Source organism: Pseudarthrobacter leeuwenhoeki, assembly GCF_055412885.1.
The window spans coordinates 23,720-41,797 of sequence record NZ_JBVAYY010000021.1 but is presented as its reverse complement, the minus strand read 5'-3'; the positions used below and the strand labels follow the sequence as shown (position 1 = coordinate 41,797).

Below are 18,078 nucleotides of genomic sequence, written 5' to 3'. Positions count from 1 at the left end.
GTCGTGGCCGCCCGTTCAACGAACCCTGACGGGGCGGAAACTTGCTGACCGTCCCTTCTAGTCGGCACAAAGTAGCCAATGGCACGAGGTGGCTATCATCGGGGACATGTATGAACCCTGGAGCAAGGGAACCGTGAAGACCTGGCACTGCGAAGAGGGGTGGGGATCCATCCAAGTTGAAGGTGTGGCCGCAGAATGTTTCGCCCATTTTTCTTGCATCGTCCAGAGGGCGAGTGAGTTTCTTGAGCTTGTCCCAGGCGAAGACGTAAGGCTCACCTGGCACGAGGCGCAGCAGGATGAATTCTCCATCGTTGCCGACCGCGTGGAGCGTTCGTAGCCGAAGCTTCGGCGGCACGGTCCGGCAGGGGATCCCTGACCGGGCGAAAAAAGTGGCTGGCTGGCGAGGGTGACCGGAAGTGGCAAGAAATGAGCAGCCCATTGGAAAGCTGCCGTCACAAGACTGTCGGGGCTGTCGCCATTCCTGACCGGGTCAGGATTTCGTCGACCTAGGCCCGCTCTGCCAGCCGTTTGATCGTGACGATCGCCTCCGACCACATGCCGCGCATGTCGTCGGCCCACTCGTCGGGCACCTCGAGCTCGACGACGAGCGTCGTGACCCCGTCGGCCTCGCTGAACGAGTAGCTCTCGTGCAGCCCGACGGCGGGCCCTTCGCGGTTCTCGACGTCGTTCTCGATATCGCCGAGATAGCGGATCGACACGAACTCGTGGGGCCGATTCTCGACGATGGTGCCGAAGAGACCGCTCGCCGTGCCGTCGTCGTTCGGGCCGAGGAAGCGGATCTCCTCGCCCTCGTTCCAGCCGCCCTCGTACGTCGATCCCTCGTGGAAGGCGCCCGTCCATTCCCGGTAAGTGTCGAGGTCGAGCATGACGTTCCAGACGTGCTGCGCGGGAGCGTCGACATCGACGCTGAATCGAAGATTCTCCATCCGCGATTGTAGAACCGAGGCACCCTGGCGGCGCAAGACCCCCTACAGGGCGCGTCATGCCTCTGACACTATCGCGGGCCTTCTGGAGGGGTCCCAAGAGAAGCCTGGGTTCCTGTCCGGGCACCCGTGAGGACCCACCACCCCACGAAACACAACGAAACATTTCTCGCACTCATGCATGAGCGGGCCGACCTCCTCGCCGCTTTGCTCAATAATTTGCTTAGCGGGGCCCGCCCGGACTACAAGTGACGGCCTTCGCCCAGAGGTTCAAGGAACGCTATTGATCGTTGCCCTCTGCGCGGCTCCTGATCCCGCGGAGCATCCGCCGGGACATGATGAAACTGGCAACCTCCACCGCCTCGACCAAGAACCGGACCCACCACCGCCGGTAAGCATACCGCTCCCGCACCAGCAGCCGGGTGGTGCCGTCGGACCGTGGCTGCAGGACAAATGCCCAGGAAAAATCGAACGGCCCGGGCGGGGAACCGGGAGGAACGCGCAGCACGACGGCGTTGCCCTGGTCCACTAACCCCACTTCCAGGTCAGCGGAAGCAGCCGGGGCCAGGTGAAAGCGATCGCCTGCCTCGATGTCCTGCCACTCCGGGTGGATACGGTCAGCACTGTGGATGTCCAGGCCGGCGAGGTTTTCAAGGAAGTCGTAGCTGTAGAGTCCGCCGCGACCCTGACCCATCTGCGCCAACCAGGGCCACACTGCATCCGCCGGAGCCTCGATGGTGATCGCCCGCGTTGACTGAAGATCGGCAATCGACAGGAAGCCGTCGCCCGGAAGCCCGCCGTCGGCTTCAGCGGCGGTGGCACCCCAACGCAGCTGAAAGCGCCGGAACAGGAAGCCCGATGCCACCAGCCCAGCGAACACTGCCGCGGGCCTGGAAGCCTGTCTCATGTTGTGTGGCTTCGTCATCGGGCAATTCTCCAGACCGCGGATTCCGCTGTCACGGGCCATAAGCCCCGGGGCCGGCCCACTCCGGGGTGCACTTCCGCTACCACCGCTTCCGGGACTTTCGTCCTAACCCTTTGCCGCGCGGACCCACGTTCTAAATATGGGGCCTTTCACGCATGCGGCTACTCGCGCAAGTCCCCTCCGCCGATCCCGGCCCTGTAAGGCTCGGTCGCGCTAAGGGTGGCGGCTGCGGCGACGGCGTCCGCCACGTTACCGCCCTTGCGGAAGTCCCCAATCGCCGCGGCCGAAGCGTCCGGATCCACAGTGCTCACCGCGCCGACGGGTCACAGCTGGCCATGTGGGGCGTCCGACACCACTAGCTCAGCCTCCGCAGACGTTTTCCGGGCCTCGATGTAGCGTGCCCGCACATAGGCGCCCCAGTGTCCTTCGGGTTCGTAGGCGGCTTCAACGCTTGGTGGCCAGTCGGGGAGGCTATGTCATGCGGTTCCCCCGCATTCCTGCATGAACAGGTATCAGAGCGGACATCCTGGAACGGCCGCAACCCTTGGTCGATCTAAAGCATAATCAGCAAATCATGTCGTACGCGGCCCTAACCACCATGAAGGAGTGAACGCGAAAACCCGACGGAAGGACGAACAAGGATGAACACCCAGAAGAGACCCCGAAGGGCGGTACCCGGACTGCCGTAGGCAGCCGCTCCCCCACACAAACAAATAGGTCTACCCGGGACCCCGCACACCCGGAACACCAGATCAGGGGCGAGAGTGTGGACACTGCCCACACCCCCATTCCTCCCCACCAGAGGCCTCCCCCAAACAGCCGCACCCCGCGTTGACAGGGCGCGGGCTCCTTTGCCCTGAAAGACTTTATCCTGCTGGAGAAGTTCAGGCGCGGCTGCAACCTGCTCCTGCCGGCGCTCGTTAAGGACTCCCGGGCACGCCCGCACGGCGCACTGAGGTTCCCGGCTCTGCATAACGATTCACCTCCCTTCATCCCTTCCTGGTCCGATCGGCCGACCGCCCCATGACCCGCCGGGAAAGCCGGTTATGCCCGGGTCAGGTGTGCGGCCCCGGCTATTGCCGAGCTTCCAAGATCGCTCTTTGCCAGAGCCTGCCGGGCTTCAAGGGCATCGGCCCAGGCATCGGTAGTGCTGACGGCGGCCCAGTTTGAGTTCAACAGCGTGAGCAGCGTGGTGTGCACTGTTTTTGCGTCGGCGAAACCTGCGTCGTTCGCGAGGTTGATGGCCCCGGTGGCATCTGAGAGAACTTCGGTATTGAAGCCGAGGAACTCCGCTTCAACGGCCGAGGCGAGGATGCAGTTGTTGGTCATGTAGCCCACCAGGGTGACGGTATCGATGTCATGCTGGCGCAGCCAACCGGCGAGGTCTGTGTCAGCGTAGACCGAGCCGTACTGCTTGATGACGCCCTTCCATGTATCGGTCCTGCGGCGTTCGATGTCGGGGTGAAGTTCAAATTCCGGTGTGCCCGGCGCGAAGACCGGTGCGCCTTCTCCTGCACTGTGTTGCACGGCCGCGATAGGGACGCCTGCAGCGGCCGCAGCGTCGACAGCCCGCACGATCATCGCTAAAGACTCCTGGTGCGGCGGATACTGGATCTCGAGAGGTCCAGTGAAGTACTGCTGCTGGACGTCGATGAGGATGAGGGCGCGACGAGGGGTGCTCATGATGTTCTCCCGGATAATGGTTAGCTGGCCGCCTGACGGCGACCCTTCCATCTTCCCCAATCGACACCGGGGCCACCAGCGGCACGAGGGCCCGTACACGATTGATTCAGGCCAAAGGCGCTCCAAGCCCCGCTCACGGGACCCGTCCCCGAGGCGACAATCAATTCCTTGGCAGCAGAGGATCCTCACGCAGTGGCCATACCCGCGTGCCTTCCCATGGGTACCGATGCCAAGCACTTCTCGCGGCTAGGGATCAAATGCTACGGCTTCGTCCCCTGCGACTGCCAGGCTCCTGTGATTTCCCTGGCATGTTCCACGGCGTCGATGAGCGCGTCCCCGTCTCCGCCTTGAACTTCGGAGCGGGTGCTCCAACGCTTCTTCAAAGCCTGCTGAGGTCTTTAATAGCCGATTCCGACCATGCAGTTTACAGAAACGACCCTGACATGCCCAGCCAGCCCCCGCGATCAGTACCGGCTCAACAGGGCCGGGATCTCAATCCGGGGGCAGTCCCGGTCTCTCCGCAAAGGAGAGGGAGCAGGGAATATGTGCAGTAGCACGGCGACAAGGGCTGCGCACTGTTTTGTTCATCCGGAATCGGGCCGGCCGCGTTCTGGCGGCCCTGAATTAGCCGTTCGATAGTTGAGGGAGTCGGCTGCGTCCAGAACTTCCAGCGCCGTCATGCGGGCTGCGGTGGCGACGTCGCGGATGGGCATGCCGTGCCTAACGGCCCACGCCACTGCGCTCTGTAATTCCGGAGCGGAATGTTCATGTTCGAAATCCGGGAGTGCGTTTCTAGCCGCGGCCTCTTCCACCGCCCGAATGGCATCTCGAATGGCATGGACAATGTGGGTACTTTCGATGTGTGGGGTTCCTCCCTGGAGAACTGCGCCGAAAAACGGGGCGCTGCCAGGGTCCGGGGCAACAATCACAGCGTAGGGGAAGAATTGCGGGTTGGAAAGGTCCCGGCGGCTGGCGCTTTTCACAGCATGAGATGGCGGCCGTACTTGATGTCCCTTCGGGGCGGGGAATCCCTGTAGCGAACGCCCTTGCTTATGGTGCTGGCAGGATCACGGGCTGGGCTATGCCCGGGCGGATGACTTATGCCCTAAGTCAACCGCGTGGTGCGGCAGCCGCCATCGGTTCCTGCTGGGCGGCGCGGGCGAAACGGGGGGTGAAGGGAAGGGGTTACCGGTCGACAATCGCCGGGTACAGGGTGATTGTGCGGTTGATGATGTGTCGTGCCGTGTCGTGAAGGCTTTGGTTGTTCGTGCGGGCATGGTCGCGTAAGCGCCGGAAAGCCTCTTCCATGTCCACCGCTGCGGTCTGTGCGATGACGCCCTTGGCCTGTTCGATGAGGACCCGGCTGTTCAAGGCGCGTTGTAGTTGTTCGTTGACCAGAGCCGATTCCCGGGAGGTGCGTTCCTGGAGGATGCTGATCGTCGCGACGTCGGCCAGGGCCTGGCCGATGGCGGAATCCTCCCGGGTCAGGGCCCCGGGATTCTCACCAAAGAGGCCCATGGCACCGATGATCTTGCCGTGAACGCGCATCGGGACGGTGTGAACGGAACGGAAACCCTGGGAGAGCGCGGCCATTTGGAATTCCGGCCATTTGCCATTCAGTGAGCGGATATCCTCCACCTCAATGGGCTTCCCGGTCTGGTAGCACTCCACGCAGGGACCGGCGCCGGCCCGGAGCTGGAGTATCTCAACGAGCTGGCTTCGTTCGCTGGTGGAGGCCAAGACCTGCAGTTCGCCGTACGGGTCGGCGAGGAGCAGGCCGGCGGCGGCGGCGTCCAGCAGATCGATGGACACTTCAACGAGGGCATGGAGTAGATCCAGCACATCGTAGTCAGCAACCAGCGTGTCTGTGATCCTCACGAAGGCGGCGCTCACGCGCTCAGCGCGGCTTGTCGTCACCATGATCCCACTTTACTGCAGCCCGTCGTTGTCGCGTTGATCATCCCGGGAGCTAAAACTCAGGCGGCGAAGTAGAACCGTATCAGCCGTGTCCCGCAAGGTCATGGAGTTGGCGAAGGCATGTGCGCGCAGTAGCAGCAGGGCATTCGCCGCGCTGACCCCGGCCTGGGCCAGCACCATCCCCGTTGCCTGGTGAATTTCCCGCCTCGACATCAGGGCAGCATCCACGGCCGGGTCGGTGTCAGCGGAGTTCACCGAAAGAACACGGCGAAGCAGCTCCCATGCAGCTTGACGGGCGAGCACCCCGGCGGCTGCATGGTCGGTATGACTGAGGCTCCCCGGTTTCGTGCGATAAAGTTCCACGACGCCCAGATCCAAGGCGCCGATGGTCAGCGGGAAAACAAACAACGCGCCGACCTCCGTGTCCAGGACAGCTTTGCTAAAAACGGGCCAGGAATACGGATTTGTGTCGTACACGTCCGGGACGAGAACCGGCAGCCGCGTACGGAGGGCCTCCCACCTTGGTCCTTCCCCAAGATCGAACTGCAGCTCATCGATGCGGGCGGCCAGCGGGTCGCTCGCGCACACCAGGGTTTCCGGTGCGGCCCCGCCAAACATGGAGACGGCAGCACCTGTTACCTGCAACTGCGTCAGGAAGGGTGTGCACAGGTCAGCGTCGACCGGCGGGGTAGCCGGCGAACCTTCTGGATTAACCATGGGACATGCCTCGCGGGAAGCGGGCAGGGCTCTGGGATGCAGGTGCAATATCCATGGCGAGCCTCACATCCCCGATTTCTCCTGGTCCGGCAGCGTTCGGTACCTGGCACACCGAACAAATGATTCACACCGCTAAGAATAACGCCCGTCGTGCCCGGCACGCAGGCCCGGCTGAAGTCCGGGCAGAACGGCTCCCCACCCCAGATCGGTCCCGGCAGACACTCGAGCGTACGGAGTGGCACTGGCGGCTGACGAGTCGGGTTCCCACCGTGGCGCGACCCGGCGCACTACGACCGGAGCGGCGGGCTTAACATTATCGGCGTCACCGGTTGGCGGCCGGTTGTCCATAGCGGGATCGCAGGTCTCCTCCGCGCACGGCCAGCAAAGGTTGACATAGTCACCAAGGGGAGCAACGCCGATACTCTGAATCGGAAACTCGTGTTCCCCGGTGGAGCGGGGAATCATGCCGGTCGCTAGGCAGATCAAGCCGAGCCCGGGCGTCGTCGCCGGCGGCACTTCTTGGGCTCGACGCCGACCACGACCGTCCCCGAGTTGTTCGCCAAGGCGGGCGAACACGGCATAAATCGTGTGGCCGTTCTTCAGCACTACTTCCTTGAGACGGAAATGCCCAAGAAGATTGCTACGACAAAGGCAACCGCCACAGCTGCGACGGCCGCGGCCAACCCTGAAACGCTGGCCTAGTGAGGGAATCGCGCATCTGACGCCGTTTTCTTCTGTCCGCGTTCGCTGCCGCAGGTGGCAGCAGAGCCCACCTCAGGGCTGCCGCTACTCCCACCTCGCTGTCCCGCAGGGGCGGATCACTGTTTTGTATGTTAAGCGCGGGACCTGCCGCGGACGAAGTGGATGACCAAGACGACCACGGCGATAACCAAAAGTATGTGAATTATGCCGCCGCCGATGTTGGAGAGCAGGCCGAGAAGCCAGAGAACTGCGATAATGATAGCTATCCAGAGCAGCATGAGAGTCTCCTTTAATTCCCGCACGCTAGTCGTGTGGTGCATATCACCCTATGTCAGTATCGGTGTGGGTAGAAGTAGCAGAAAGATAAGGCGTAGGGCACGAGACTCCCGCCGAAACATACGCAATCCGGCCAAGTCCGGCACCGGTACGGCCCAGTCCGTGACCCAAAGTGTGGACACTGTCCACACCCTCAATTCTCCCCACCAAAGGCCTCCCCCGGACAGCCGCACCCCGCTTTGACAGGGTGAGGCGCTTCTTTGCCCTCAAAGACTTGATCCTGCCGGGGAAGATCAACCTCGGCCGCAACCGGGTCCTGCCCGCGCTCGGGGCGGGCCCCCAGGCACGCCCGCACGGCGCACTGAGTCTCTAGGCTCTGCATAACGATCCCACCTCCCTCCATTGCTTTCATTGTCCGATGGGCCGGCAGCCGCATGACCGGGCTGCGTCCCCTAGAACCCTCTTCGCTTGCTCGCCGGATACGGGACCGTTGATGAGATAGTTCCCCCCGGCCATTGTGTTATCGGCGCGCTTCGCCGCGTAGCTCGGCACTACCATGCTTGCCGGACGGGCTTGGTCCGGCGTAGAACGGTAATACGCAGCACCCCACCCGGCCCCGAACAACAACCGACATCGCTCAGAAAGGACCGTCCCCAACATGACACTCACCGACATCGGCCCCCAGCCCAACTCCTTCGATCTGGAGACCGCCACCACCGCGAACAACAACTATCGAACAGTAGCCTGGACCGGAGAGTACCTACAGGTCACCCTCATGTCGATCCCCGTCGGCGAATCCATCGGGCTGGAGATGCACTCCGACACCGACCAGTTTCTCCGCCTCGACGCCGGCACCGGCAAGGCCCAGATGGGACCGGACAAGGACAGCCTGACCTTCGAGCATGACGTTTCGGACGGGTGGTGCATCCTCGTCCCGGCCGGCACCTGGCACAATGTCACCAACACCGGCGATAAACCCATGCGACTCCACGTGATCTACGCGCCAGTCCACCACGCGGCCGGCAATATCCACGAGACGGCCGCTGATGCCGCCCGAGATGAGGCTGCTGGCACCGACAACCCGCCAACCTGGACCGAACGGCCGTCCGTGACCGACGCCGACCAGCACGCGAACGACGGGTAGTGGACGCCACTGGAAAACGACACGGGGGCCGGCCCGCCGGTCGGTCCGGGTTGGGTTCTAACCACCGATTGGTGCGACGGGGACTTCTGCCGGCGGCGAGGGAGACCGTGTCCAGGGTTTGGATAAAGAGAACCAGAAGAGGCCGATCACGCAGCCGATGCGCACCGTGGACCGGCGTCGTCGGGAATCCGAGAAGACGCTTGAAAACCAACAGCGCGAATCCCTGACAAAACCGTAAGACTGATTGGCAGTGGGGCGCTTATGCGTACTGCGTCCGGCACGGGAGGTAGTACCCAGCGGCTGCATCGGTCCGGAGTGCGCCGCGGGTGGAACCGCCGTTCGGGGACAGCAAACCGGAGGCCAAATCTGGGCCGGCGGCGCCGATCATCCGATTCCGGCTCCCCCAAGCATCCGACCTCCGAGAACTTCGTCCCTGTCAACAACGCAGCAGGCGAGCTGTCAGACCCTGCCTCCCGGGAATCGCGGAGGACCATGCGCGATACAGCCGCTACACTGCAGATATTTGCCGCCAATTTCCTTGGAGGGACTCAATGCTCAACTACTTTCGCGAGCGGCAAGAAGCCCCTGACGCTACTCCCGTGACACCTGGAAGACCCTCCGGCCTGTCCTCTACACCTACCGGACCCAGCCGGTCAGAGCGCGCCCTGACCCTCTCGGGCCATCTCCTCCAGAATCATGGCTGTTGGCGATACTGCCATCAGATCCCCCATCATCTCGGGTTTTTCCCAAACCTGGCTGCGCAGCCGTTCCAGAAAGGCGCCCGCAGCGTCCTTGGACTCGTACTCAAGGTGCACAACCACGCTGTTCTGATCGTGTATATCCCGGAGAAGGCGGACAGACCGGGCGCCGGAGGCGGCACGGCCTGCGGGATCAATGTCGAATACTTCCTTAAAGGCGTCGTAGTCCCGGACCGGATAGCTGATCTGCAAGGTGAACATCGTCGTCCCTTTCCTTCGGGCTGCGTCAGGACCACGATAGGCCGTCCCTCGTCATCCCGGTAGTGCCCGAAGGCGGCCGCAGGCCGCCGGCGCTGACGACGGCGATCCGGCCGCGAGGACATCCAAACCAAAGTCTCCGCCGAGGCTGAACTTCATCGTCACCGCACTACCGGCCTTCGCGCCCGTCGCCCCTGGAGCCGGTGCGACCGGGTTGAAGAATCCGGTAAACGCGTACTTGGTGATAGTGACCGCGGCATCAGCTGCCGCGTAGGCCTCGCCGCCCTGGTTATCGCGGATAGCCAGGGTCGTCAGGTACGTGCCCGGTTCGGTGTAGGTGTGCGTTGCCTTGCGGCCGGTAACCATCGTTCAGTGTCCGAGCTCGTTCTGGCGTCCACGGTCACTGTCCGTCCTTTCACAGTCTGGGTATACCGGGCGACCGGGCGCTGGTTGGCCGCGGGGGTGTTCCAGACATCGAGCCGCGTCTCTTCGCCCTCCGGCGCGACCCGGGCCCCATACAGGGCCGCCGTCCAGGTGCCGGGTTCGGACGTATCGAGCTGGTAGCTCTCGAACGTCGGGCCGACCTGGTGCTGGACTCCGCGGGCGTCGACGGCGCGGTCATAGACCCTGCCTGATGGTGAGGTCAGGTTGAGCACGACATCGCTTCCGGGCCATTGCGTCGAGACGCTCAGCGGGCCGCCGGCGGACGGGAACGTGGTCGAGATGGTCTGGCCGGGAAGCACGTGGAAGAAGGTCCCGGGATTACGGGAATTCAGTGCGCCAGCCACACGTGCCGCGATCAGGCCCTGGCCGAAGGCCGTCGGGTGGTAGGACTCCTTCTTTTTCAGGAGGTCGATGTGCCTTCCCCGGGCTGTATTGCGTCAAAGAACCGGTGTTCCGGCGGGGCCGGGGTACCTTCCGCCACGGCGTGGAGGAAGTCAAGGTCTTCCGGGGAGAGCATTGACTGGCCGTGCCGGTCACACTCCGCGCTGTTGCCGGATTCCTGGCAAATTCTTTCGGCCATGGTGCGCGGCAGGATCAGGCATCCGGGGTTGTCGGTGAGCCACCGCTGTGTTGCGGGGCTGAGCCGGTCCCAGTGGTCCCTGATATTCATCTCCATTGATGATGCCTTCCTGAGAGAGCCCGGAGGAATGAGGCAACTCCTGGGCCGGTACGGGTGTACGAGTGTGCTCAGGGTACGCCGTCTGGCCGGTGAAGGACAGGTGCCGGTTTGGCGGGGTCCCTCCGGGCGTGAACAGAGGCTTTTCGGAAGATCGGCACGGCTCACATCCGCACCGCGCAGATCGGCTCCGGTGAGGTCTGCTGACCTTCCCGCCGCCCTGCCCCTTCGCCTGGCGGCGCGCTCTTGGCTGGCTGCCGTCGCGGTAGAGCCGGCCGCTTTATTAGGCCAGTGGAGCAGGAGCTGGCCGCGTCGGCGGGCAGCTCACATCCGCGCGAATTTAGCCTTCACCATCAGGTAGAGCCCGTAACAGATCAGACCGGCGCCGACGGCGGTCAGCATGTAAACTCCGTACGGCTGCTCTCGCAGCGCCTTCAATCCGCCGTCCATGCCCGTGGACTCCTGAGGGTGGGCGTTGGCGGTGGCGATGATGAACAGCAATCCCACCAGAAACAGTGCGATGCCCTCGGCCACGTAGCCGACGACGCCCAGCCCGGTCACGACGGACCGTGCGGTGCCCGTGGGCGGCAGCCGCAGATCCTTCTTGAACGATCCTTTGACTCCGAGGACCGTGAAAACAATGCCGGCGACGCCGATCGCGGCCCCGATAGCCATCAGCAGGACCGAACCCCCGGGTGCTTTCATGATTGAGGCGGTGAAGTCGCTGGTGGACTGTCCGCTGTTCTTGCTGTTCCCGCTGGCGGAGGCAGCGAACGTCAGCGCCATGACGGCGAACACCACCGCCTTGCCGGCTGCGGAAAGTTTCTTTCCGACCTTCTTCCTTGCCTCCAGCTGACCGTAATCGAACACGGCGTTGCTGGTTTGCCAAAACGCCAGAGCCACGCAGGCGGCGAATCCGGTCCACAGCAGCACTAGACCCTGCGGCTGGGCGGCAAGTTGGGCGACTGCACCGGCCTGATCGGCCTGTCCGGCCTTTCCTAGTGCCAACTGGATGGCGACGAAGCCGATCAGCAGGTGCAACAGGCCGCTGACGGCAAAACCTGCCCTGGCGGCAATCACGAGAGCCTTGGAGTTCGATGCGTCCTCGACCGCGTTCGCGGCGTCCGTCAGCTCTTTCTTCATTTCCGATCCTTCGCACAAGCGCAAACGCAAATATGGTGGTGCGTATCCCCTATTTTGTCACGGGAGTACACCCACAGACAGGCCTGGTCGAGCCAGCGAAGAGTCACGGGGACGCCGCTATGCCGGCACCGACCAGCGGCCGGGAAACGACCGAGGTCATCGGACGCGGGCATGCCGGAGGCGGTACCTTTACGACACGGCAGGGCGTCCAGGGTGCAACGTGGGCTTGCGTCGATGATCTGCGCACTCTCGTCATAGAGAATTCTCCCGGGATTGTCGCCGCGGAGTTCACTGCATGCCACCATGAACAAGACGCGGCGTGCAGGCAACATGGCTCCCGCGGCAGGTCATCAGTCCGCCGACGGGATTTCCACCAGGAAAGGTCACGAAAGGTTTCGTGGCGTTATACGCTGCCAGTTGCAGGTGCAATGGCCGCAGCGCCCAGTCCTGGACGTGGGGCCAGCGGCCACAAACGTTTTGGCCGCGGTGGTGTGCGCGGTGTTTCCCCGCCCTTTCAGGGCAAGGTGAGCGGCGCAGGAGGCCAGCAGTGCAGCCGGCGGATCAGTCGCGTTAGTGTTGACGGGCGCGGGCAGCATCGTATTCGGCTTTCACATGGGTGGGGGCCAGATGAATACAGCCGGCGGTGGTATCAACATGGGTGTGTCCGAGCAGGGCCTGCATCACGGCAAGTTCCACGCCGGCCTCTGCCAGGGCGGTGCCAAAAGTATGGCGTAGGGCATGTGGATTTCCGGCCTGAACACCGGATACCTCACGGTGGTACCGGAAGATGGTCCGCAACCCGGCAGCAGTCAGTGGCTGGCCTCGGGTCGGGCCCTTGGCCACGATGAACAGGTAACGGCTTGTGGTTTCGGGCCGTTCGGCCAGCAGATACGTCTTACGGAGCCTTCAACGGCAACACTGGCACAGAGGCATGGCTGGTCGCCAGCGAGGAGTAAATCCTGAATCAAGCCCACCAGTCGCTGCAGAAGTCGGAGGCTGCCTACGCGAAGAAGAAAGTCGCCCAGGATCATCACCAACGCCAAGGCGGCTGAGCAGAAGCCACTGCCAAGGCGTTGCGGTCAGCGAAGCGGGAAGCGCAGCAAACCGGCGCCTCCACCCAGGGGTCGGACACAACGAGAGACCGGCGAGACCGAATGGCCTGACCGGTCTCTCGTGACCTGCTTAGAGCGGGCTAATGTTCTCCGCCTGGGGGCCCTTCGGTCCCTGGGTGATGTCGAACTGAACCTTCTGGTTCTCGTCCAGGGACTTGTAACCGCTGGAGGCGATTGCCGAATAGTGTGCGAACACGTCAGCGCTTCCGTCGTCGGGGGCAATGAAACCAAAGCCCTTTTCGGCGTTGAACCACTTGACAGTACCTGTAGCCATGCTTGTTTCCTTCACGGGTCGCTGGCCGGTTCCGCTCATCGGATTGCCGTCCCAGCCACTCACAAGGTCAAGCCTATGTGGATGGTCACGTCACATGCAATAGATGGCCGGTCGGGCAATATTGGTGGCCCGGCTCGCCGGGCAAGGCCAGGGCTTCCTGGATCCTGTCAGGCTTGCCGCGACTGGTGCCGCCGGTTCCAATGTGCTGAACAACTTGCCGGCCTACCTGCTGGCCGAACCACTGGCCCAGACGCCGCAGCGCATGGCGGCCCTGCTGATCGGAGTCAATGCCAGCCCGCTCATCACGCCGTGGGCGTCCCTTGCCATACTGCTCTGACACGACCGGCTCGTGCGGATGAATGTCCTGATCACCTGGAAGGGCTACGCGCTCTTCGGCCTGATCGTTGCACCCCTCGCTCACCGCCTCGGGCTTGGAGAAGCTGCTTTCTCTTGCCGACCAGGGCATCGTTGAAATTCTGGACATGGAGTTCATCGCCAAGGACACCGACGGCAAGAGCAAGAAGGTTGACGTCTGGCAGTTCGCGGTTCCCGCCGACGTCGACCTGACTGCCTGGGCTGGGGCATCGTCGGGCCTGCCGGAGGACTCGGACGTCGACGAGATATCTGAATCCATGCAGCCCGGTAGCGTGGCCGTAGGGGTGATCTACGAGAATCGCTGGGTCCTGGGCCTGGTGGATGTCCTCATCAAGCAGCTGCGCGTACGGAGCGAAGCTGCAGGTCGCCGGGAAGAAGGTTGAGGTCGATCTCCGCGGGATCGACCTCAAGTCGAGCAAAGATGAGCGGACTTAGCGCCACGACTGCGGCAGGTGCATTCCAGTCGTCCCTGAGCTCCATCGCAAACGACGCTCAGTGTGGGACCCCTACGACTAGCAAGTTGAACTAGCCTGGGAGGCTTGCGGTGGTAGGTTCGCTCGATCCAGATCACCACCGTGAGGCGCAGTTCGTCCCGGGTTGACGACCCCTGCCGATCGAGGACGTTCCTCTGCAGCAGCGCGAAGGATCAGTCCATCTCGGCGTTGTCGCCGCATGCGCCGACGCGGCCCAGCCGACCGGTGATGCCGTTGTTCTTCAGCACTCGCAGGAACGGACCGCGGTGCTGCCACCGGCGACTGCACCCAGGGGGACAAACCGCACCCGCGGATCCCGACGGAAACTGAGTAGAAAACCGTCCCGGGCACTGGAGGCCAGCAATGTTGGCCTGACCCGGTAGCCCCGTGGGCCCAAAAGCAAGTACTCACCAAGTGTTACTCACGGGTATTCGAAACACTATTGAGGTACACGTTACGCGTGGGACAGATGAGCCTCGAGTTTAGTGTGAGTTCCACGGTGCTAAACCGGCGTAGGGACCACTCCCTGCAAGCGTTAGTGCCGGATATGCACCACCAGTGAATCACCGTTGATCGCACTGCGAAGGAGTGATCCATATGCCGAAAATCTCTTCCGGCCCGCCGTCGTCCCGAATCCGGGACAGTCGTTTGTACGCGTTCCTCATCCAAACCCTCTCCCGGGCACGCACGGTTTCCGTCCCGTACAGGCTCGGCGACGTGGTGGTCGGCGACGACCCGTTCAGCGGGCGGACGCTTGGCCTGGTGGCGGTCAAGAAAGGCACCTCCGTGGGACTGCAGACGGCCGACCGGATTTTCTACTACGACTACCGGCAGCTCACGCGGCCGGACTAGGCCTATCCCGCGCCCCTGCCTGTCACTGTTCCGCTTCCCCCTCATTGTTCTCAGCAGCCCAAGGAGCCCGATTCGAATGCCCCTCGCAAACGTTCCCACCCCGTACCTGACCATCGCCGAAGTGGCCGGGAGCCTGCGTGTGTCTAAGATGACCGTCTACCGGCTCGTCCGGGCACACGCACTGGCCTCGATGCGCTTCGGCAAGTCCTACCGCATCTCTGAAAAGGCCGTCGAAGACTACCTCAGGAAGACAAGCGTTCCGGCCGAACCCTAAGGGGCCTCGTACGGTCTGGAGTACTCCCGCCCTGGCTGACGCTGCTGGTCCAGCACCTGTCCGAACGTCCCCTGCCACGGCAACACTGCACTTCCGCCGGCCCGGCGCCCCACCCCGGGCGGCCGTGAAGAAACGCCGGCCCTGTTACAGGCGGGAGGGCCATGGCAACAAGGCCCACCGATGCCTACCACTCTTCCTCGAGGCCGGCCCCGCCTACCGACTGGCCAGGCTCAGCGAGCTCATCATCAGTTCCGGATCAGTGGCCATGTCATGCCGTACCCCCAACATTCCTGCATGAACAGGTATCAGGGACGCAATTCCGGGCTTGGATAAGCGCCTGAAACTCACCCGCCGGTGGCCTGCCGAAAGTAAGTGTGGGATAGGCCACGCTGTCACCCATCCGTTCCCAGTAGTGATCCGAAGTACCACTGGCCCCTTCCGGGGTGCGAGCATCACACGCGCGTGTATGAGGAGATTTATTCAATGAAGAAGACCCTTCGCCTTATGGCGGTCCCCACCTTGGCTTTGGCCGCCCTGGCGGTTTCCGGTTCTCCCGCGATGGCAGCGGACCATTCCTACCAGTCCACCTTGGCCCAGATCAACGGAAGCACGGGCGCCGGCACCATCACGGTGGATGTCACGGGCAACCAGGCCCACGTTGTCCTGAAGGTTTCGGGCATGCCCGCGACCTTCATGGACGCCCCGTACCCGCACGTTCAGCACATCCACGGCGGCGCCCAGGGCACGTGCCCGGCACCCTCGGCGGACAAGGACGGTGACAAGGTCATCTCCACTACCGAAGGCGCCCCGTTCTACGGCGGAATCGTTACCACCTTGTCCACGAGCGGTGACACCAGCCCCGCAGCTGGCCTTGACCTGAAGGTCGGCGGCCAGGGCGCATCGTACACCGTTGACCGCACGTTCGAAGTGAACGCCGAGACCAAGGCGGCCCTGGAAGCCGGCACCGCTGTGGTCGTTGTCCACGGTCTTGATCCTGCCACTTTGAGCGCGGCTGGACAGGCCGCCAAGAGCGACCTCGTACCGACCCTCCCGCTGGCCGCCACCTCCCCCGCACTGTGCGGGACCCTGAAGGCGGGCCAGATGACCATGCCGGTCGGCGGCGCTGACACCGGCGTCACCCCGGAAGCCGGGACGGACACCGGTGCCCTCGCCGTCGGCGGCGGCCTCGCCCTGATCGCCCTCGCCGGCGGAGCCTACGTCGTCCGCCGGCGGACCGCCGGCGCATCGGCCTAAGCACCGGCTGACCGGATCGTTATTGTGAGAACCAAGAATCCCGGCCGCCATGAGGGCCCCCGCGCCGCCATGGCGGCCGGGGTTCTGCTCCTGCTGACCCTGGCCGGCTGCGGTGGAGCAACCAACGGAGTTCCCGACGCCGGCTCCGCACCCCCATCTTCCGCCACGGCCTCCGCGGCGGCCACCACCGCCGCACCCGATTCCGCCGCACCGGCACCTCCCCAATCGAGTCCGGCTGCCGCGTCCGCCGCAGCGGAGCCCGCAGTCCTGCCCCGATCCGAGCCGTTGACCCTGGACATCCCGGTCATTGGCTTACGAACCGACCTCCTGAAACTTGGACTCCGGGAGAACGGCTCCCTGGATGTGCCTCCCACCGGCAGCGGCGCGCCGGCCAGCTGGTACAACGGCTCCCCCACCCCCGGGGAACGTGGCCCCTCCGTGATGCTGGGCCACGTCAACGCACTCGGCGGCGCCACCGGAGTTTTCGCAGACCTCCGCAAACTCGCACCGGGCACCGATATCCAAGTCTCCCGGGCCGACGGCACCACAGCGGTGTTCACCGTTGACCACGGCGCCCAGTACAGCAAAGACGCCTTTCCCACCCTCGAGGTCTACGGCAACACCCCCGGAGCCGAGCTCCGGCTGATCACGTGCGACGGTTACGACCCCGCCACCAGGCTCTTCGATGACAACTACGTCATCTACGCAAAACTCAAAGTCTGAACCACGGAACTCCCACTCCCACTGAAAGCGGCAAAACGGCGCGAATGGACTGGACATGAAGAACCAAAAGCACCCCCTGGCTGCCCTGGCTGCCCTAGCCATCAGCTCGCTGCTGCTCTCCGGCTGCGCAGCAGCCGCCGGATCCGCCGGGCAGGGCACCTCCGCGGCCGTTTCCTCGTCATCCTCAGCTGCCGCCGACTCAGACCACGCCGGCGGGCACAGCCACGGATCCACCCCGTCCCCGGCCGCGCCCCAAGCCCAAGGCCCCAGCGACGCCGCCCTGATGGTATGCGGGGACCAGCCGATGGACAGACTCACCTCGATCCTTAACTTGAACGCAAAACCGCACACAGTCAACAACTGGGCCGACAGCACCTTCACCTGCACCTACCACCTCACAGAGGGAGCCCTGGAGATCTCCGTCAGGGAAGCGAACGACCAAGCGTCAGCACGCACCTACTTCGATGCCATGCAGGCCCTGGCGAAGGACGCCAAACCCATCAAGGGTCTGGCGAACCTGGGCTTCCCGGCCTACGAAACCACTGACGGGTCAGCCGTCTTCCAAAAGGACAGCTTCGTTCTCCAAGTCGATGCCACCGACCTGCCGGCGACTTTGGGACAAGAAAGCATCACCCGGAACGCCCTGGCCTACCAGCTCTCCACCACCATCCTGGCCTGCTGGGTCGAACACCACTGACATGCTTCTCCCGCTCACCTAACCGGCCGCAAACTTGGGCCAATCTGAAAAATGATCAGCGAGTCATGTTGTCAGCGGCCCTAGCCTCCATGTAGTGGTGAACGCGAAAACTCAGCTAAAGGACGAACGAGGATGAACACCCATAACGGACTCCGCAGAGCGGTATCCGGACTGCAGTGGAGAGCCGCTCCCCCACACAAACAAATAGGTCTATCCGGGGCCCCACACACCCGGAACACCAGATCAGAGGCGAGAGTGTGGACACTGTCCACACTCCCACTTCTCCCCACCAGATGAATGTGTCAACTTGAACGGAGCCCACCAGGACGGCCCGAACGGTACCCACTGAGCGACATACCGGGTGCCCCAGTGCAAGGCGCTGAATTTCTGCGCCAGAGGTTAAAGAGTATGGTGCGAACGGGTGAATCCGACGTCCTCTGCTGCCAGTCGGTGCGAAGTTGCAGCCGGGCCCCTATTGTCCTGGCCCGCGTTTGAGTTCTCGGATCGGCCTGCCTGC

Annotated in this window: 22 protein-coding genes and 2 pseudogenes; 9 read left to right on the top strand and 15 right to left on the bottom strand. The window is 63.5% G+C overall.

The window, feature by feature from the left end:
- Positions 1-106: 106 nt before the first annotated feature.
- Positions 107-337, top strand: a complete 231-nt coding sequence (locus ACZYX4_RS16130) for a cold-shock protein (protein WP_463876229.1) — start codon at positions 107-109, stop codon at positions 335-337.
- A gap of 169 nt (positions 338-506) precedes the next feature.
- Here the strand turns inward: ACZYX4_RS16130 and ACZYX4_RS16125 are convergent, their stop codons facing one another.
- The 6 genes from ACZYX4_RS16125 to ACZYX4_RS16100 form a co-directional block, all read right to left on the bottom strand.
- Positions 507-947 carry an SRPBCC family protein gene (locus tag ACZYX4_RS16125; RefSeq protein WP_463877714.1) on the bottom strand — a complete coding sequence of 147 codons (441 nt, stop codon included), beginning with the start codon at positions 945-947 and terminating at the stop codon, positions 507-509.
- A 277-nt stretch (positions 948-1,224) separates the two neighbouring features.
- The gene (locus ACZYX4_RS16120) at positions 1,225-1,851 is read right to left on the bottom strand and encodes an SRPBCC family protein (protein WP_463877712.1); all 627 of its coding nucleotides are present in this window, start codon (positions 1,849-1,851) and stop codon (positions 1,225-1,227) included.
- Between the two features lie 1,062 nt (positions 1,852-2,913).
- The gene (locus ACZYX4_RS16115) at positions 2,914-3,552 is read right to left on the bottom strand and encodes an isochorismatase family protein (RefSeq protein ID WP_463877709.1); all 639 of its coding nucleotides are present in this window, start codon (positions 3,550-3,552) and stop codon (positions 2,914-2,916) included.
- Between the two features lie 1,185 nt (positions 3,553-4,737).
- Positions 4,738-5,472 carry a GAF and ANTAR domain-containing protein gene (locus tag ACZYX4_RS16110; RefSeq protein WP_463877706.1) on the bottom strand — a complete coding sequence of 245 codons (735 nt, stop codon included), beginning with the start codon at positions 5,470-5,472 and terminating at the stop codon, positions 4,738-4,740.
- 9 nt (positions 5,473-5,481) lie between these two features.
- Entirely contained in the window at positions 5,482-6,186 is a 705-nt protein-coding gene (locus ACZYX4_RS16105; protein ID WP_463877704.1) for a GAF domain-containing protein, read from the bottom strand.
- 833 nt (positions 6,187-7,019) lie between these two features.
- Positions 7,020-7,166, bottom strand: coding sequence for a lmo0937 family membrane protein (locus ACZYX4_RS16100; RefSeq protein ID WP_463877701.1), 147 nt, complete (start codon positions 7,164-7,166; stop codon positions 7,020-7,022).
- A gap of 656 nt (positions 7,167-7,822) precedes the next feature.
- On the opposite strand from ACZYX4_RS16100, the gene ACZYX4_RS16095 reads away from it, so the two are divergent.
- Positions 7,823-8,308 carry a cupin domain-containing protein gene (locus ACZYX4_RS16095; protein WP_463877699.1) on the top strand — a complete coding sequence of 162 codons (486 nt, stop codon included), beginning with the start codon at positions 7,823-7,825 and terminating at the stop codon, positions 8,306-8,308.
- A 653-nt stretch (positions 8,309-8,961) separates the two neighbouring features.
- On the opposite strand, the gene ACZYX4_RS16090 is transcribed toward ACZYX4_RS16095, so the two are convergent.
- The 8 genes and pseudogenes from ACZYX4_RS16090 to ACZYX4_RS16055 form a co-directional block, all read right to left on the bottom strand.
- The gene (locus ACZYX4_RS16090; RefSeq protein ID WP_463877697.1) at positions 8,962-9,267 is read right to left on the bottom strand and encodes a hypothetical protein; all 306 of its coding nucleotides are present in this window, start codon (positions 9,265-9,267) and stop codon (positions 8,962-8,964) included.
- Positions 9,268-9,318: 51 nt separating this feature from the next.
- On the bottom strand, positions 9,319-9,630 hold the full coding sequence (locus ACZYX4_RS16085) for a PxKF domain-containing protein (RefSeq protein ID WP_463877694.1): 312 nt from the start codon (positions 9,628-9,630) through the stop codon (positions 9,319-9,321).
- Positions 9,576-10,052, bottom strand: coding sequence for a hypothetical protein (locus tag ACZYX4_RS16080; protein ID WP_463877692.1), 477 nt, complete (start codon positions 10,050-10,052; stop codon positions 9,576-9,578). Before ACZYX4_RS16080 ends, ACZYX4_RS16085 begins: the two co-directional genes overlap by 55 nt.
- 56 nt (positions 10,053-10,108) lie before the next feature.
- A complete protein-coding gene (locus ACZYX4_RS16075; RefSeq protein WP_463877689.1) occupies positions 10,109-10,384 on the bottom strand; it encodes a hypothetical protein in 276 nt (91 codons plus the stop codon).
- Between the two features lie 150 nt (positions 10,385-10,534).
- Positions 10,535-10,684: pseudogene (locus ACZYX4_RS16070) on the bottom strand (pentapeptide repeat-containing protein); the annotation flags it as partial.
- A gap of 24 nt (positions 10,685-10,708) precedes the next feature.
- Complete coding sequence (locus ACZYX4_RS16065; protein ID WP_463877687.1) at positions 10,709-11,527, bottom strand: DUF1206 domain-containing protein; 819 nt, start codon at positions 11,525-11,527, stop codon at positions 10,709-10,711.
- A 570-nt stretch (positions 11,528-12,097) separates the two neighbouring features.
- Entirely contained in the window at positions 12,098-12,412 is a 315-nt protein-coding gene (locus ACZYX4_RS16060; protein WP_463877751.1) for a tyrosine-type recombinase/integrase, read from the bottom strand.
- Positions 12,413-12,709: 297 nt separating this feature from the next.
- Complete coding sequence (locus ACZYX4_RS16055; protein WP_463877685.1) at positions 12,710-12,913, bottom strand: cold-shock protein; 204 nt, start codon at positions 12,911-12,913, stop codon at positions 12,710-12,712.
- Between the two features lie 103 nt (positions 12,914-13,016).
- Between ACZYX4_RS16055 and ACZYX4_RS16050 the strand changes: the two genes are divergently transcribed.
- Together ACZYX4_RS16050 and ACZYX4_RS16045 are read left to right on the top strand one after the other, a co-directional pair.
- Positions 13,017-13,250 (top strand): hypothetical protein, encoded by a 234-nt coding sequence (locus tag ACZYX4_RS16050; protein ID WP_463877683.1) that lies wholly within the window; start codon positions 13,017-13,019, stop codon positions 13,248-13,250.
- Positions 13,251-13,344: 94 nt separating this feature from the next.
- Positions 13,345-13,671, top strand: coding sequence for a hypothetical protein (locus ACZYX4_RS16045; protein WP_463877681.1), 327 nt, complete (start codon positions 13,345-13,347; stop codon positions 13,669-13,671).
- Between the two features lie 155 nt (positions 13,672-13,826).
- On the opposite strand, the pseudogene ACZYX4_RS16040 reads toward ACZYX4_RS16045, so the two are convergent.
- Positions 13,827-14,006 (bottom strand): annotated as a pseudogene (locus ACZYX4_RS16040) (IS3 family transposase); the annotation flags it as partial.
- Positions 14,007-14,358: 352 nt separating this feature from the next.
- Here ACZYX4_RS16040 and ACZYX4_RS16035 point away from each other — a divergent pair.
- The 5 genes from ACZYX4_RS16035 (at position 14,359) to ACZYX4_RS16015 (ending at position 17,561) form a co-directional block, all read left to right on the top strand.
- On the top strand, positions 14,359-14,613 hold the full coding sequence (locus ACZYX4_RS16035) for a hypothetical protein (RefSeq protein ID WP_463877679.1): 255 nt from the start codon (positions 14,359-14,361) through the stop codon (positions 14,611-14,613).
- A 76-nt stretch (positions 14,614-14,689) separates the two neighbouring features.
- Complete coding sequence (locus tag ACZYX4_RS16030) at positions 14,690-14,887, top strand: helix-turn-helix domain-containing protein (protein WP_463877677.1); 198 nt, start codon at positions 14,690-14,692, stop codon at positions 14,885-14,887.
- Between the two features lie 483 nt (positions 14,888-15,370).
- A complete protein-coding gene (locus tag ACZYX4_RS16025; protein ID WP_463877675.1) occupies positions 15,371-16,141 on the top strand; it encodes a hypothetical protein in 771 nt (256 codons plus the stop codon).
- 24 nt (positions 16,142-16,165) lie between these two features.
- On the top strand, positions 16,166-16,864 hold the full coding sequence (locus ACZYX4_RS16020; protein WP_463877673.1) for a class F sortase: 699 nt from the start codon (positions 16,166-16,168) through the stop codon (positions 16,862-16,864).
- Positions 16,865-16,919: 55 nt separating this feature from the next.
- On the top strand, positions 16,920-17,561 hold the full coding sequence (locus ACZYX4_RS16015; protein ID WP_463877671.1) for a hypothetical protein: 642 nt from the start codon (positions 16,920-16,922) through the stop codon (positions 17,559-17,561).
- Positions 17,562-18,078 lie beyond the last annotated feature (517 nt).